The sequence below is a fragment of the Halogeometricum sp. CBA1124 genome (assembly GCF_009741955.1).
Taxonomy (GTDB): Archaea; Halobacteriota; Halobacteria; order Halobacteriales; family Haloferacaceae; genus Halogeometricum; species Halogeometricum rufum.
The window spans coordinates 1-13902 of record NZ_WPCD01000088.1 but is presented as its reverse complement, the minus strand read 5'-3'; the positions used below and the strand labels follow the sequence as shown (position 1 = coordinate 13902).

The window sequence follows — 13902 nt, the reverse complement described above, 5'->3', positions numbered from 1 at the left end:
TCCTCGTCGTCGCCCTCGTCTCCGGCGGATTCGCCGCGGCGACGACCACCGCGACGGCGGATTCGAGCGTCCTCCTCGTCCACACCGAGGTGTCGCCGACGCAACCGACGACGGACGCCAACTTCACCGTCTCGACGGCGGTGTCGAACGCCGAGGACAGCGACAGCCGGTTCGCGATAAAGCGTGTGACCGTGTTCGACGAGAACGGCGACGAGAGGCGGACGCGGTTGAACGAGACGGGAACCGAAGGCTGGGTGCCGGCCGGCGTCACGAAGACGGTGAACCACTCCGTCGGTATCGACGAGGCGGGCACGCACGAGTTACTCGTCCGCGTTCGCCTCGTCTCGCCGACCGACGGCGTGCGAACGGTCGAGCGAACCGTCCCCGTGACGGTGCGCCAACCGCACCCGGTCCTCGGGATGCAGTTCGCCACGACCGTCGCCGGGTCGCCCACGAACGCGACCGTTCGGGTGGCGAACGGACTCGACGCGCCGGTCCGGAACGTCCGACTCAGCCTCGACCCCGAGAAGACGACGTTCCGAACGCGCAGTCACTCGTTCGCCACCGTCGGCGCGGGAGCCGAACGGAGCGTCAGTATCGGCGTCAGCGGAGAGACGAACGGGAGCGAGACGGTCCGCGCGACGCTCTCGTACGACTACAACGGCACCCGCTACACGACGACGCAGCGACTGACCGGCGAGTTCGTCCAACCGACCAACCCCGGCCGCGTGACGCTGACGAACCTCGACGTCGAACCGGCCGGCGACTCGCTCCGAATCCGCGGGACGGCGAGCAACCCCGGCGGGAGCAACGTGACCGGCGTGACCGTCTCCGTCCGCGACAGCGAAACCGTCCGGCCGGGGGCGAACAGTTCGGACTTCTTCGTCGGCCGCATCGGCCCGAGCGACTTCGGGACGTTCGAGACGCAGGCGACGGCCGAGGCCAACGGCACCGTCACGGTCCCGATTCACGTCTCGTACGTCGTCGACGGCGTCGAACGGGAGACGGTGCGCCGGGTGACGTACACGCAGCCCGCGAACGACGGGGAGACGGAGGACTCGTCCGGCGGACTCCCGGTCGAACTGCTGGGTGGCGCCGCCCTGGTGCTCGTGGGCGGCGCCGTCGTCTGGAGGGTCCGCGGTGGGACGTAGCGACGCCCGGGTCAAGCGCTCTGACGCCGACGCGTCCCCGGCACCCATCATCGAGGCGACGGACGTGGTGAAGGAGTACCAGACCGGCGACGAGACGCTCAGAGCCCTCGACGGCGTCGACGTCGCCATCCGCCCCGGCGAGTTCGTCGCCGTCGTCGGCCCGTCCGGGTCGGGGAAGTCCACGTTGCTGAACGTGCTCGGCCTGCTCGACGTGCCGACGGCGGGTCACGTCGAACTCGACGACCGGACCCTGTCGGAACTGTCGATACGGGAGCGGACGCGGATGCGCCGGCGGACCGTCGGCTTCGTCTTCCAGTCGTTCCACCTCGTGCCGACGCTGACGGCGACGGAGAACGTCATGGCGCCGCGACTGGTCGGCGGCGAGTCCGACGGCGCGTACGACCGCGCCACGTCGCTCCTGCGCTCGGTCGGACTCGGCGACAGACTCGACCACTACCCGACCGAACTGTCGGGCGGACAGCGACAGCGAGTCGCCGTCGCCCGTGCGCTGGTGAACCGGCCGCGGTTGCTGTTGGCCGACGAGCCGACGGGCAACCTCGACCGGGAGACGGGTCAGCAGGTGCTATCCGAGTTCGAGGGCATCGCCGACGACGGCGTCGGCATCGTCGCCGTGACGCACGACGAGCAGGTGACCGAGTTCGCAGACCGTGTCGTCACGCTGACCGACGGCCGAATCGAATCGGGAGGCGACTGATGCGCGGCAGTCGGGCGAAGACGCGGCTGCTGGAACTGTTCCCGGTGACGATGCTGTCGTGGCGGAACCTCACCCGCACGCGGACCCGGACGGCCCTCGCCACGCTGGGTATCGTCGTCGGCGTCGTCGCCATCGCGTCCCTCGGCGTCACCGGCGTCGCGTTCGAGCGGTCGCAGGTGGACAGCTTCGACCGCATCGGCAGCACCGTCCTCGTCGAACCCGGAGAGGACATGGCGACGAACGCGCTCGATTCCGACGACCTGCGACGGGTGCAGAGCGCGACGGAGCACGACGTGTACGCCATGAAGAGCACGGAGGCGCGGGTGTCGTACTTACAGACGACCACGCGGGCGGAACTGAAGTCGGTGAACGACGTGCGAGAGCAGGTCACCGTCGCGTCGGGGCGCATCCCTCTGGACTGGCGCGACGGCGTCCTCGTCGGCGCGGACGTGGCGGACGAACTCGACGTCGCCGCGGGCGACGCCGTCTCCGTCGGCGGCGAGCGGTACCGGATACTCGCCGTCCTCGCGGAGAACGAGGGGAACCGCGTGTTCGGCACCGACGGCGCCGTCGTCGTGCCGGAGGCACAGCACCCGAGCGACGGCTACCAGGGCCTCTTCGTGGAGACGGAGGGCTTCGACGCCGCGTTCGAGGAGCGTGACCGCCTCGACGAGGCGCTCAACTACCAGACCGAGCGGTACGAGGTGACCGACTTCGAGGACGAGGTGGCGCGGGCGCTCCAGACGCTCTCACAGATAAACGTCTTCATCGTCGGTATCGGCGCCGTCTCGCTGTTCGTGGCGAGCGTCAGCATCATGAACGTGATGCTGATGTCCACCATCGAACGACGCGGCGAGATAGGCGTCTTCCGCGCCGTCGGCTACCAGCGACTGGACGTGCTTCGGATGATGCTCGCCGAGTCGCTGCTCATCGGCCTCGTCGGGTCCGTCGTCGGCGTCGTCCTGAGCGTCGGCGTCGGACTCGTCGTCAACAACGCCCTCCTCGGCGACCCGACGGCGTTCACCGGCCAGAGCCTCGCCTACTTCGGGTTCGGCTTCCTGTTCGGCGTCGCCGCGAGCGTCGTCTCCGGCCTGTACCCGGCGTGGCGCGCGGCGAGCGACCCACCGGTCGAGTCGCTCCGCGGGTGAACGTGCCGAGGCGGCGGGGTATTAAGCCGCTCTGCGCCCCACGGTCGGCGTATGTCCGACTCCGCACCGAACGGGTCGGGTGACCCGGACGCCGCCTTCGCGGCGGTGTCGGACCCGACGCGAGTCGCCATCCTCCGCGCCCTCGCCGCTCACACCCGCGAGACGGGCGAGACGACGGCCGGTTTCGCGGCGTTGCGAAAGCGCGCCGGCGTCGAGACCCCGGCCGGTTCCGCTACCACCTGAACACGCTGGTCGGTCGCTTCGTGGAACGGACCGAGGACGGCTATCGCCTCTCGCACGCCGGCAGCGAAATCGTCGCCGCCATCCTCGCCGGGCGGTACACCGACCACGAACGGCTGGGGCCCACGACGGTGGACGGCGCGTGCAACGTCTGCGGCGGCGCCGCCACCGGCGTCTACGAGGACGGCCGACTCGACGTGACCTGCGAGAACGACCACCCCCTGCTCCGGTGGTCGATTCCGCCGAACGCGGCGGCCGACGCCACCGTCTCCGAACTCGCCACGCTGGCGACGAGTCTGATTCGCCACGCCATCGACCTGTCGCTACAGGGCGTCTGCGTGGAGTGTTACGGGGCGATGACGACCCGTATCGAGGCCGTACCGACCGAGGCGGACGACGGACCCGGTGCCGACGGCGGCGACGAGGCCGAGGCCGGGGACGAGGCAGACGACCGCACGTCGCGGCCGACGCCCCTCTTCCGGGCCGACTGCGAGACGTGTACCGCCTCGCTGGTCGGGCCGGCGTGGTTCGCCCTCACCGTCCACCCGACGGTGGACGCGTTCTACCACGACCACGGCCGACCGGTGCGCGACTCGCTGCTGTGGGAGTTGGGCCACGTCGAGTACGAGACGACCCGGGCCGACGACGGGGGCGTCGTCGTCACCGTCGGACTCGACGACGAACGCCTGCACGTGACGCTGTCCGACGCGGGCGAAGTCGTGGAGACGGCAGTCGAGTCGGCGTGACGGGGTCGGACGGGCGCGTTCTGCGAGGGGCGGTCGGGGACTTACCCGGACTGGAAAATCCGCGACCGGTACTCCGACTCGGTGATGTCGCCGGCGGCGAACGCCGCGGCGTCCGCCCGGTCGATAGTCACCCGCGCCCGGCCGTCGCCGGTTCTGACGGTTAGTTCGAGACTGTCGGCGTCGCCGCCGTCGCCGACGTACTGGGCGTACCAGACGGCGACGGTGCTGACCTCCTCGGCCAGCGTACCCGTCGTCGTCGCGTCGGACCGGTACGAGAGTTCGAGCCCGCGGCCGTACCACCGCATCGAGCTACCGCCGTACTCTGCGGCGACGCGGCCGTGGAGTTCCGCGGCGGTCAGCGTGCCGTCGTCGTTCGGACTGACGGCTTCGACGGCGCCGAAGCGGATGCCGAGCCCGAACGGGTCCGAGACGACGAACACGCCTGCCGACGCCAGCATCGCGACGACGACGACGGACAGAACGGCGGCGGCGGCGACGGCGACGCCGGCGTTCTCGCGGAGGATGTCCGCGGTGCTGGCCGCCGTGACTTCGTCGTCGAAGTCGCTCGCGCGGACCTCGACCTGTTCGAACTGCATGTTGCCGCAACGGTCGCACGGCGGGTTGTTCTTCGGCGCGCTCCGCCCGCAGTTCGTGCATATCCACTCGGTGTACCCGTACTCGTCTCGGTCGCTGCCGCTCATCGCCACGCAAGCCCGCGTCCCTGTACGTCGTTCACACGGGACCGAAGGGGTCGGAGCGTCATGTCGCTTACTCTCTCGGTCGCTCCCCCAGCGACGGTCGCTCGGCCAGAGTTGTAAGAGTCTAGATAGAAATTCCGTTCGCCAAACGCTCTTTTCCGTTCCCGTCCATCGGTCGGTATGCCCTCGCACGCCGACGCCGGAGAGGACGCTCCCGCCTCGGACCCGTCCGACGGCTCCCTCCTCGACAGAGTCCCGGACCCGACGAACCTCGCCCTGGTGGGACTGCTCGGCCTCCCGAGTCTCGTCTCGCGACGGTTCGAGTTCCTTGAGCCACTCCTCCTGTGCTTCCTGTTCGCGCTGTGGCCGTTCGTCACGATGCTCGCTCCGTCACGCGGCGAGTCGCCGGCGTCGTGGGTGAAGACGGGCGACCGGTGGAGTTCTGCGCGCTTCCTCCTGTCGATGGTACCGCTCCAGGTGAACCCGTTCGTCCAGGCGCAGGGGGTCCGACAACTGCTCGGGCACCTCGCCGTGTACGCCCGCTATCGGTTCTCGCTGCCCGACCCCGAGTCGTTCGAGGGGTCCGTCACCTACCGACTCCCCGTCGAGGGGGAGTGGACCGTCGTGGGCGGCGGTCACGAGAAGGCCCACTCGCACTCGTGGAGCATCCTCGGACAGCGATACGCCTACGACCTGGTCAGGACCGACGGCGAGGGGCGAACCCACGCGGGCGACGGGACGGACCGAAGCGACTACTACTGCTGGGAGGAACCGGTCGTCGCACCCGCCGCCGGCGTCGTCGTCGCCGCGAGCGACGGGCACCGCGACGCCCCGCGAACCCGCGGGTGGTTGGACCTGCGGCAACGCGACATCCGCGGCAACTACGTCGTCGTCGAACACGCACCGGACGAGTACAGCGTCCTCGCACACCTCCGCGAGGGGAGCGTCGCCGTCGAGGCGGGCGACGGCGTCGAGGCGGGGCAGCGAATCGGCCTGTGCGGTCACTCGGGCAACTCCACCGAACCGCACCTCCACTTCCACGTGCAGGACGTGCCGTCGTTCTACCGCGGGATGGGGTTGCCGGTGACGTTCGCGGACGTCGCCGTCGCCGACGGCCCGGAGGACGAACCGACCCGCGTCGAACGCGCCGCCATCCGCGCGGGGCACCGCGTCGTTCAGCGGGGGTTCGCGCCGGCACCGGCCGACGGACGCGGGAGCGAAGTCCGGCCGCGAGCGATACGCGTGGAGTGACCCGTCGAGGGAGCGTCAGGAGTGGTCGTGGCCCGTATCGGCGCCCGTCCCACACAAGTCAGCGTCGGGAATCGGCTCGTCGGTGCCGCCGTCGCTCCGCGGTTCGGCCTCGGCGAACGTCGCGTCGGCGGCGTCCAGCGACTCGACCGACCCCTCCGCGTCGAGGACCGACGGCGCGTCGCGCTCGTCGGCGTCGACGACGTCGTCCGTCGCTGCGTCCACGGGCGTCGCCTCGACGTAGCCGTCGAACGCGGTCCGGGTCGCGTCGCCGGCGCGGTCTATCTCCTCGCGAATCTCGTCGGCGAACGCGGTGGAGTCGTACACCGACCGCACCGTCACGCTCAGGTCGCCGGTCGACCCCGCGCGGACGTGCACGCCGCCGAGGCCGAACAGCGACTCGAAGGCCGACCGCCGTTCCTCGACGGCGCGGACCTTCTCCAAGGGGACTTCGGTGCGAGCGAGCGAGACGAAGCGGTACTCCTCCAGCACCCGGCGGTTCGTCACGAGGTAAGACGTGAGCGTGTTGCGCCAGTACTCGTGGATGCCGGTCGAGAACAGGTACAACCCCGCCGCGAGGGCGAGCGTCGGGTAGACCAGCGGGTACGTCGTGAAGTACAGCAGGTCCAGTCCGACGGCGAGGAACGGCACGGCGGCGAACGTCTTCGCGAGTGCGCTTCGCTGCGCCGGGTCTCGCTCGTCCACTATCCACTCTCCGTCGCGCATCGTCGGCCGGTCGGGCGTGCTGGCGAACTGCACGTAGACGCCGAGAGCGACGACGAACAGGCCGAACGCCGCCAGCGGAACGCCCGCCGCCGGCGGCGCAGTCGGTTGGTTCGCGACCAGCGGATACTGCGACTGGAAGGCGAACACGTACGCGCCGACGGCGACGAACGGCGCGCCGAACACCGCACTCCAGACCGCGGGGAGGCCGCGAGTCATCGTCGCCCCTGGTACATCTGGTAGACGATTCCGAACCCCGACAGGAGGATACCGACCATCGTCAGCGACGTCTCGCCCATCGCCGCACCGCCGCAGGGGGTGAAGAATCCGCGACGACAGTCGTCGGGCCCGTCGTTCGTGGCGTCAGCGGCGTCCGACCCCGCCGGCGTCGGTGCGGGTGACGGCGTCTCGGCGGCGGTGAACGTCGGTTCCGGTCGAGGCGTCGCCTCGGGCGTCGCCGGCACCGAGACGGCCACGGGCCGGGTCGCGACGGCCTCCCGGCCGACGAAGACGCCCTGTTCCGTCTCCGCGGACGAGAGCGGAACGGCGGCGTCGGCGACGGCGTCGTACTCGACTTCGAACGCGACCGTCCGTCGTTCGCCGATGGGGACGCGCGCCCACTCGGTCGCGACGACGTTCCCGTCGACGCGGTAGCTCAGTTGGCCCTCGAAGTCGGCGGTGTCGACGTTCCGAACCGCGAGTTCGACGGTGTACACGTCGCCGGGTCGCACGTCGTGGACCGTCTCGAACGACTCGGCCGCCAGCGACGAGGCGTCCGCACTCGGGCTTCTGACGACGCGCACGGCCCCCACGTCTCGGTCGTCTCCGGCGGCGATGCCGTGGTCGTACGTCGTCTCGTTTCGAACGGGACCCGCGACGCGTTCGACGTCGGCGAGTCGAATCTCGAACGCGACCTGTCGGTCGTCGTCGCCGGCGACGGTCACCGCTCGCTCCGCGACCGTTCTGCCGGCGAACTCGTACGCGACGCGGCGGGTGATGGCCGTCTCGCTCGGGTTCCCGACCGTCGCGAGGACGACGTAGGCGTCGCCGTGAGACACCTCCGTCGGCGCGTCCACCGACTCGACGGTGAGGTCCACGTCCGGCGTCACGCGGACGCGGGCCGCGGCCCCGGCACCGGACTCGTTCCGGACGCCGTGGACGAACGTGCCCGGTTCGACCGACCCGAGGGCGGCCTCGACGTCGTCGAAGGCGACTTCGAACGTGACGGCCGTCGACTCGCCGGGTTCGAGCGTCACCGACCGAGTCGCCACCGTCTCCCCGCCGAACGAGTATCGGAGCGTCTCGGTTCCGTTCGCCGCGCCGCGGTTCGTCACCGTGGCGGTCACCGCGAGGCCGTCCCCCACCCGAAGGCTGTCGGACGCCGCCAGTTCGGACACCGCGAACCGGGTGTCGTCCGTCCGAGTCCGCGTCTCGGTGGGACTCGACGTCGCGGTCGGCGTCTGCCGTTCGGTCGCCGTCGTCGCTGTCTCGGTGGCCGTCCGCGCCTCGGTCACCGTTCGATTCGTCTCCGACGCCGTCTGCACCGGCGTCTCGTCGTCGGCCGTTCCGTTCGGGGTCGAATCGCTCCGGGTCGCCGTCTCGTCCGCCGCCACGGGACCGGCGGTGACCAGACACGCGGCGACGAGGAGAGCGACTGCGACCGCGGAGGACCACTCAGGGTTCCAGTTCACGTCTGAGTCATACTCGACACCCTATATAAATGTTCTGTCACTACGACAGGTCAGTACGAACTAGTTAGTTCGATAGGACGGATATTCTGTCGATAGACGGCCTCAGAAAGGTATTTCGCCACAGATTCGTCATCGCCGAAGGGCAACGAAGGACTGGCAGGTATATTATATATCTTGAAAGTATATATTAGGAGAACGTCGTGGGAGACGGATTCGAACGAGGCAACAGTTCGACGAGCACACCTCAGTCGTCGTTCAGTTTTGAGGTCTCTGCTAGTTTTGATAGCTTTGCTCTGCGATGGCGTCGCTCGACATCGCGGGTTCCCACCGGCGCGATACGTCGACAGTCGGCGGGCGAGTCGGAGCGGTGAGAAGAGGAGAAGTACGGCGAAGTGAGGAGGGGTGACGCGGTTACGCCGCCATGCTACGGCACGTCTCCGCGCAGTCGTCGAGAACCTCGGCGCAGGTCTGACAGTGGTCGGCGTCGTGACGGCGACACTCCTCGGCACACTCCTCGCAGGCGCCGGCGCAGGCCTGGGCGAGTTGGGTGCTGTAGTTCGACCCGCGCGCCATCAGGCGGGCGTGCAGCGACGCGACGTCGGCCACGTCGCGGCAGAGACGGGCGCACTCCTCCATCTCCTCGCTCCCGAGACACTCGTCGGCGCACCACTCGGTCACCTCGACAGCTTCGGTGCAGTTCTCGATGCACTCTCGCTGTTCGTCGCTCAGGCGTTCGTTCTTCGACAGGGTCTCTGACAGTGACATCGCACCTAGTACTCACGGGCGGACGTTTTTCTTCCCTTGTGGCTTCGTGTGCAAAGTGTCGGGGGAGACGGATTCGACGCGTCGAGACGGCTCGGACGGACCGGTCGGCCGGTACTGTTATCCGGACGCGCCGGACTGCTCGCTCTCGGCGACGAACGAGAACGACGTTCGCGTGCGAACGAACGAAGACGGCGGTGACCGGTTCGGAAACCCAAGTTTCGCCCGGTGGAAAAGTGGATTCGATAATGGCCCTCGGCCGCGGAGTCAGTCGTCGGTCGTCTCCTGCACCGACTGGTACTCCTCGACGACCCGTTCGGTGCACGAGGAACAGCAGACGCGGTGGAGACTCTTCGGCCCGACTTCGACGCTCTCCCCCTCGCCGGTGACCGTTTTCCCGCAGATGGAACACTGGACTTCGTTGTCGTCGGTGCCGAGTTGCGGCCGCCACGCGGAGCGGAGGACGGACTCGGCGCGGTACTCCTCGACCCGTTCGTCTTCGAGCGTGTTCGTGAACAGGGCGTGCACGTCAGAGGGCGACAACACGGCTTTGGCGACGACGCGCCCCTCCACCGTCTGAAACACGTGCTCGACGCCCTCGACGGCGGTCAGTTTCGACATCACGTCGCCGGCGTCGGCTGGGTGCGTCTCCACGACGACGAGCGTCTCGTCGGCCGCCGAGAGCAGCGTGCGGTCCAACTCGACCGTGAACCGGCGGATGAGACCGATGTCACGGAGGCGTTCGACCCGGTTCGAGACGGTCGGCGCGGAGAGGTCTACCTCCTCGGCGATGCCGCGATACGACCGGCGCGCGTCGTCCAGCAACCGTTGCAGGATGACGAGATCCGTCTCGTCTAGCTGGGCCATGAGAAGGCGGTTGGCGGCGAGGCCTGTTCGGTCTTCTGGCACCCGTCGGGTCCGTCGACCGCCGTTCGGACTGCTCGCCGTCACCCTCGAACGCGGCCGCGCCCGTGCGCCGACGCCCGCGCGACGGTGACGAAACCGGCGTCCGAGGCGGTCCGCGCGGTCACCCGTCCCCCTCGCCGTCGCCGTAGAGGGGTCCTTCGTCGGCGCCGTCCACCTCGGGGTCGAACACCTCGGGGTCCTCCTCGCCGGTCACGTCGATTTCGGCGAGGTTGCCCTTCCGAGCGACCCGCGAGAGGGCGTGGTCCACCAGTTTGATGCGTTCCGGCACCGGGAGTTCCATCGTCCCGACCATGGTGCTTCCCGGCGGGACCACCTGCGTCTGGATGTGCGTGTGCGGTTCCATCGACAGCGACCCGTTCGGGAAGCACTCGGTCCAGACGTTGCCGATGGGGTGGAAGTTCGACTGGAGGTTCGGCCCGCCGGTCACCATGAACACCCGCGCCGTCTCGCCGACGTTCGCCTGCAGGGGGCCGCGGTTGGCCGCCGCGTAGGCGTACTTCTCGCCGTTGAGCAGGACGTACGTCGGGTTCTCGCTGGCCATCGCCTCGAAGTCGAAGCCGTGGTGCCCCTCGGAACCGGGCGTTCCGTCCGTGTAGAGTTCGTGCTGGCCGAAGTAGAACTCGCGGTCCACCTCGGGCAGTCCCCCCTTCGGTTCGACCAGAATCATGCCGAACATCCCCGCGGAGATGTGGTAGTCGAGGTTCGGCACGGCGCAGTGGTAGATGTACGCACCCGGGTACGTCGCCTCGAACCGTTCGGCGTTCTCCTCGCCGGGCGCGGCGGTGGTGGCGACGGCGCCCCCGCCGGTGCCGTAGATGGCGTGCATGTCCACGTTGTGCGGCATGTCGTTCTCGGGCGGGTTCTTCAGCGTGAACGACACGGTGTCGCCCTGCCGGACGCGAATCATCGGGCCGGGAATCTGCCCGTCGAACGTCATGTAGTCGAACGTCACGCCCGGTTCTATCTCCGCCGTCACCTCGACGGCTTCGAGCGTCACCTCGTGGTGTCTGGGTTCCGACCGGTCGACCGGGTCGGGGACGTCCGTCGGGTCCGCCGCGACGCTCTCGGCCGTCGCGTTCGCCGTCGTCTGTGCTACGGTCTGCGTCGTCGTCTCTTCTCCGGCGGGCGCGTCGCCGCTACACCCGGCGACCGATGCGACGCCGCCGATTCCGAGCGCTTCCAGGACGCGTCGTCGAGTTGGTGCGAACATTGGCTTGACCTCACGAGCGGAGATAGCGAAGGCGAAACAATCAACTAGTTTGCTATTTCTACGAGACTGGAACGTGCCCGAAGGTGTTCCCGCCGGCGTATATCCGTCTCTCGGCGACGTGCGGAGCGAACGCGGGAGGCGGCAGGACGAGACGAGAGGAGTGGGACGCCGACAGTCGACTCTCGCGTAGGCGGGTGACGGGAGGCGACGGCGGTCGAAAAAACGGCGGCCGGAAGCGGGTCTCAGTCGTCGTCTTCGGTCAGCAGTCGGTCGGGAATCGTCCCCGCGGGCGGCGTCTCCTCGGGCGTCGAGACGGACCGAAGCGAGAACCGCTTGACCACCACGTCGTAGACGAACACGAGCGTCCCGAGGATTATCATCGTGTCACCGGGGAGGCGCGCCCAGAACAGCAGTTGGACGAGTTCACCGTTGTAGAACGCCAGACTCCGGGCGGCGGCGTAACTCTGCGTGAACGCCGTCTCCAACTGCAGGAAGCCGACGGGCAGGACGCTCACGAACACCATGACGGCGAGGCCGACGTTCCACAGCCAGAACGCCCACCGCAGTCGTCGCTCGGTCCACTGGGCGGGTTTCGACGAGATTCGGAGCATGTACGTCGCCATCCCGAGGGCGAGGAACCCGAACGCGCCGAACATCGCGGCGTGGGCGTGCCCCACCGTGAGGTACGTCCCGTGTTCGTAGTAGTTGACGAGGGGGAGGTTGATGAAGAAGCCGAGGACGCCGGCGCCGACGAAGTTCCAGAAGCCGCTGGCGATGATGAACATGAACGGGAGCGTGTAGGGGAAGCCCTCCTCGCCCGTGGCCAGCGCGCGGTACTGCCCCATCGCCTCGAACAGGATGAGGACGAGGGGGATGAGTTCGAGCGTCGAGAACACCGACCCGAACGGAATCCACACGTCGGGCTGTCCGACCCACCAGTAGTGGTGCGCCGCGCCGATGACGCCCGACCCCATCACGAACAGCGCCTGAAACGCCACCGCCTTCTCGGCGGAGCGTTTCTTCAGTAACCCCATGCTGACGAGGGTGAGACCGACGATGGCGACGATGAAGAACTCGAAGGCTCCCTCGACCCACATGTGGACGACCCACCAGCGCCAGAACTCCGTCATCACGATGTTCGTCCGCGGCGTGTAGAGCATCCCGGCGGTGAACAGGAGGCCGATGGACCCCCCGGCGTAGACGATGAGGTGGGCCAGTCCGTAGCTGGACTCCCGCCTCAGGAGGGGTCTGAAGCCGCGCCAGACCAGCGCCGTCCACAGCACGAAGCCGACGAGGAGTCCGACCTGCCAGAGTCGGCCGACTTCGAGGTACTCCAGGCCCTCGTTGCCGAGAATCCACCAGAGCGCGCCGTCGATGTAGCCCTGCGCGCCGAGCCAGACGCCGCCGAGTCCGCCGACGGTGGCGACGACGAGCGCGCCGAGGAGCAGGTGGATGTACGTCTTCTGTCGCGGCGGTTCGTAGTTCGTCAGCAGGGGCGGCAGGAACAGGCCCGCGCCCAGCCACAGCGACGCTATCCAGAGGATGCCGAGGTCCAGGTGGAACGTCTTCGCCAGCGAGAACGGCAGGACCGAGAGGAGTTCGACGCCGAACACCTCACTGACGCCGAAGAAAGCCTCGCGTTCGACGTAGTAGTGTGCGAGCAGTCCCCCGAGTAACACCTGTACGGCAAACAGCGCTCCCGCGAGGGGGACGAAGCGCGTCGCCGCGCGCTGACTGGGCGACAGGGAGATTTCGTCCGGCGGCGGCACCTCGATGCTCCGAATCTCCGGTTCGGGGAGTTCGACGGAGTTGTACAGCCAGACGCCGATGCCCACCGCGGCGACCAGAAGCACCATGCTGAGGACGCTCCACGTCATCGTCGCCCCCGTCGGCGCGTTCCCGGCGGCGGGTTCGTACGGCCACTCGTTCGTGAAACTGTGGTCGCTGCCGGGCCGGTCGGTGTGCGACATCCACGCGGTCCACATCGCGAAGTCCGCGAAGCGGCGGGCGTCAGACGCCGAGTCGACGAAGTTCGCCGGCAGGCCGCGTTCCGTCGCCCCCTCGTGGTATCGCTCGACGTACACCTCGCGAACCTGCTCGTGGGCGTACACCTCCGCCGGCGAGTACCGGACGGTCTGCGCGCCGGGAGTCAGCGGTTCGTCCACGTCGTCGCGGACGACGCTGTCGACGCTGGCCTGCTCGGCGTCGGCGAGTTCGTCGTACGGTCGGTCGTACCGTTCCTGCGCGTAGTACGCGCGCATGAACTGGACCTTCAAATCCAGCGCGTCGGCGGTGTAGTCGACGCCGTAGTAGGCCCCGTTGCCGAGGATGGAGCCGTGGTTCATCAGGCCGTTCTGCTGGAAGACGATCTTTCCGCGCTGTACCTGCGACTGCGTGACCACCGCGTCGCCGTCGGGACCGACGACTTCCTTCGGGATGGGCGGCACGTTCTGCGAGGAGTGGTACGCGCCGATACCCATCACCACGAGGTTGACGACGAACACGGCGACGAGCGCTTTCGCTATCGTTCGACGGCTGATTCTCATACCAGTTCGACGATAGTGACGGCCCCGACGTGTATCGTCAGGGACGTTCCCAGCCGTCGAATCGGCCACCGAACATGTTCAGGGCCGGATAGTTCCG

12 protein-coding genes and 1 pseudogene are annotated in these 13902 nt (G+C 68.5%); 6 read left to right on the top strand and 7 right to left on the bottom strand.

Going from position 1 to position 13902, the window contains the following annotated elements:
* The 5 genes and pseudogenes from GJ632_RS22120 to GJ632_RS11805 all read left to right on the top strand — a co-directional run.
* Positions 1-1151 (top strand): annotated as a pseudogene (locus GJ632_RS22120) (hypothetical protein); the annotation flags it as partial.
* The gene (locus GJ632_RS11815; RefSeq protein WP_394351800.1) at positions 1141-1866 is read left to right on the top strand and encodes an ABC transporter ATP-binding protein; all 726 of its coding nucleotides are present in this window, start codon (positions 1141-1143) and stop codon (positions 1864-1866) included. The pseudogene GJ632_RS22120 and the gene GJ632_RS11815, both read left to right, overlap by 11 nt.
* Positions 1866-3014 (top strand): ABC transporter permease, encoded by a 1149-nt coding sequence (locus GJ632_RS11810; RefSeq protein ID WP_191453022.1) that lies wholly within the window; start codon positions 1866-1868, stop codon positions 3012-3014. Before GJ632_RS11815 ends, GJ632_RS11810 begins: the two co-directional genes overlap by 1 nt.
* A gap of 51 nt (positions 3015-3065) precedes the next feature.
* A complete protein-coding gene (locus GJ632_RS23720; protein ID WP_231751518.1) occupies positions 3066-3257 on the top strand; it encodes a hypothetical protein in 192 nt (63 codons plus the stop codon).
* A 20-nt stretch (positions 3258-3277) separates the two neighbouring features.
* The gene (locus GJ632_RS11805) at positions 3278-4000 is read left to right on the top strand and encodes a transcriptional regulator (protein ID WP_231751517.1); all 723 of its coding nucleotides are present in this window, start codon (positions 3278-3280) and stop codon (positions 3998-4000) included.
* A gap of 41 nt (positions 4001-4041) precedes the next feature.
* Here the strand turns inward: GJ632_RS11805 and GJ632_RS11800 are convergent, their stop codons facing one another.
* Positions 4042-4701 carry a hypothetical protein gene (locus GJ632_RS11800; RefSeq protein WP_191453021.1) on the bottom strand — a complete coding sequence of 220 codons (660 nt, stop codon included), beginning with the start codon at positions 4699-4701 and terminating at the stop codon, positions 4042-4044.
* Between the two features lie 177 nt (positions 4702-4878).
* Here GJ632_RS11800 and GJ632_RS11795 point away from each other — a divergent pair, with 177 nt between their 5' ends.
* Positions 4879-5949 (top strand): M23 family metallopeptidase, encoded by a 1071-nt coding sequence (locus GJ632_RS11795; RefSeq protein ID WP_191453020.1) that lies wholly within the window; start codon positions 4879-4881, stop codon positions 5947-5949.
* A 15-nt stretch (positions 5950-5964) separates the two neighbouring features.
* On the opposite strand, the gene GJ632_RS11790 is transcribed toward GJ632_RS11795, so the two are convergent.
* The 6 genes from GJ632_RS11790 to GJ632_RS11765 form a co-directional block, all read right to left on the bottom strand.
* Complete coding sequence (locus tag GJ632_RS11790) at positions 5965-6888, bottom strand: PH domain-containing protein (RefSeq protein WP_197427976.1); 924 nt, start codon at positions 6886-6888, stop codon at positions 5965-5967.
* The gene (locus GJ632_RS11785; RefSeq protein ID WP_191453019.1) at positions 6885-8360 is read right to left on the bottom strand and encodes a hypothetical protein; all 1476 of its coding nucleotides are present in this window, start codon (positions 8358-8360) and stop codon (positions 6885-6887) included. The genes GJ632_RS11790 and GJ632_RS11785 overlap by 4 nt, the downstream gene beginning before the upstream one ends.
* Positions 8361-8771: 411 nt before the next feature.
* Entirely contained in the window at positions 8772-9125 is a 354-nt protein-coding gene (locus GJ632_RS11780) for a four-helix bundle copper-binding protein (RefSeq protein ID WP_191453018.1), read from the bottom strand.
* Positions 9126-9389: 264 nt separating this feature from the next.
* Positions 9390-9989: an Lrp/AsnC family transcriptional regulator gene (locus GJ632_RS11775; RefSeq protein WP_191453017.1), complete on the bottom strand. Its 600-nt coding sequence runs from the start codon at positions 9987-9989 to the stop codon at positions 9390-9392.
* A 160-nt stretch (positions 9990-10149) separates the two neighbouring features.
* The gene (gene nirK / locus GJ632_RS11770) at positions 10150-11259 is read right to left on the bottom strand and encodes a copper-containing nitrite reductase (RefSeq protein WP_191453016.1); all 1110 of its coding nucleotides are present in this window, start codon (positions 11257-11259) and stop codon (positions 10150-10152) included.
* A gap of 242 nt (positions 11260-11501) precedes the next feature.
* Positions 11502-13805 (bottom strand): nitric-oxide reductase large subunit, encoded by a 2304-nt coding sequence (locus GJ632_RS11765; protein WP_191453015.1) that lies wholly within the window; start codon positions 13803-13805, stop codon positions 11502-11504.
* Between the last annotated feature and the right edge of the window lie 97 nt (positions 13806-13902).

What these genes read in the sequence shown, in the direction of transcription:
- GJ632_RS11810 (WP_191453022.1), top strand. Translation starts at nt 1,866, where the DNA reads ATGCGCGGCAGTCGGGCGAAGACGCGGCTGCTGGAACTGTTCCCGGTG.
- GJ632_RS23720 (WP_231751518.1), top strand. Translation starts at nt 3,066, where the DNA reads ATGTCCGACTCCGCACCGAACGGGTCGGGTGACCCGGACGCCGCCTTC.
- GJ632_RS11800 (WP_191453021.1), bottom strand. Translation starts at nt 4,701, where the DNA reads ATGAGCGGCAGCGACCGAGACGAGTACGGGTACACCGAGTGGATATGC.
- GJ632_RS11795 (WP_191453020.1), top strand. Translation starts at nt 4,879, where the DNA reads ATGCCCTCGCACGCCGACGCCGGAGAGGACGCTCCCGCCTCGGACCCG.
- GJ632_RS11790 (WP_197427976.1), bottom strand. Translation starts at nt 6,888, where the DNA reads ATGACTCGCGGCCTCCCCGCGGTCTGGAGTGCGGTGTTCGGCGCGCCG.
- GJ632_RS11780 (WP_191453018.1), bottom strand. Translation starts at nt 9,125, where the DNA reads ATGTCACTGTCAGAGACCCTGTCGAAGAACGAACGCCTGAGCGACGAA.
- GJ632_RS11775 (WP_191453017.1), bottom strand. Translation starts at nt 9,989, where the DNA reads ATGGCCCAGCTAGACGAGACGGATCTCGTCATCCTGCAACGGTTGCTG.
- nirK (WP_191453016.1), bottom strand. Translation starts at nt 11,259, where the DNA reads ATGTTCGCACCAACTCGACGACGCGTCCTGGAAGCGCTCGGAATCGGC.
- GJ632_RS11765 (WP_191453015.1), bottom strand. Translation starts at nt 13,805, where the DNA reads ATGAGAATCAGCCGTCGAACGATAGCGAAAGCGCTCGTCGCCGTGTTC.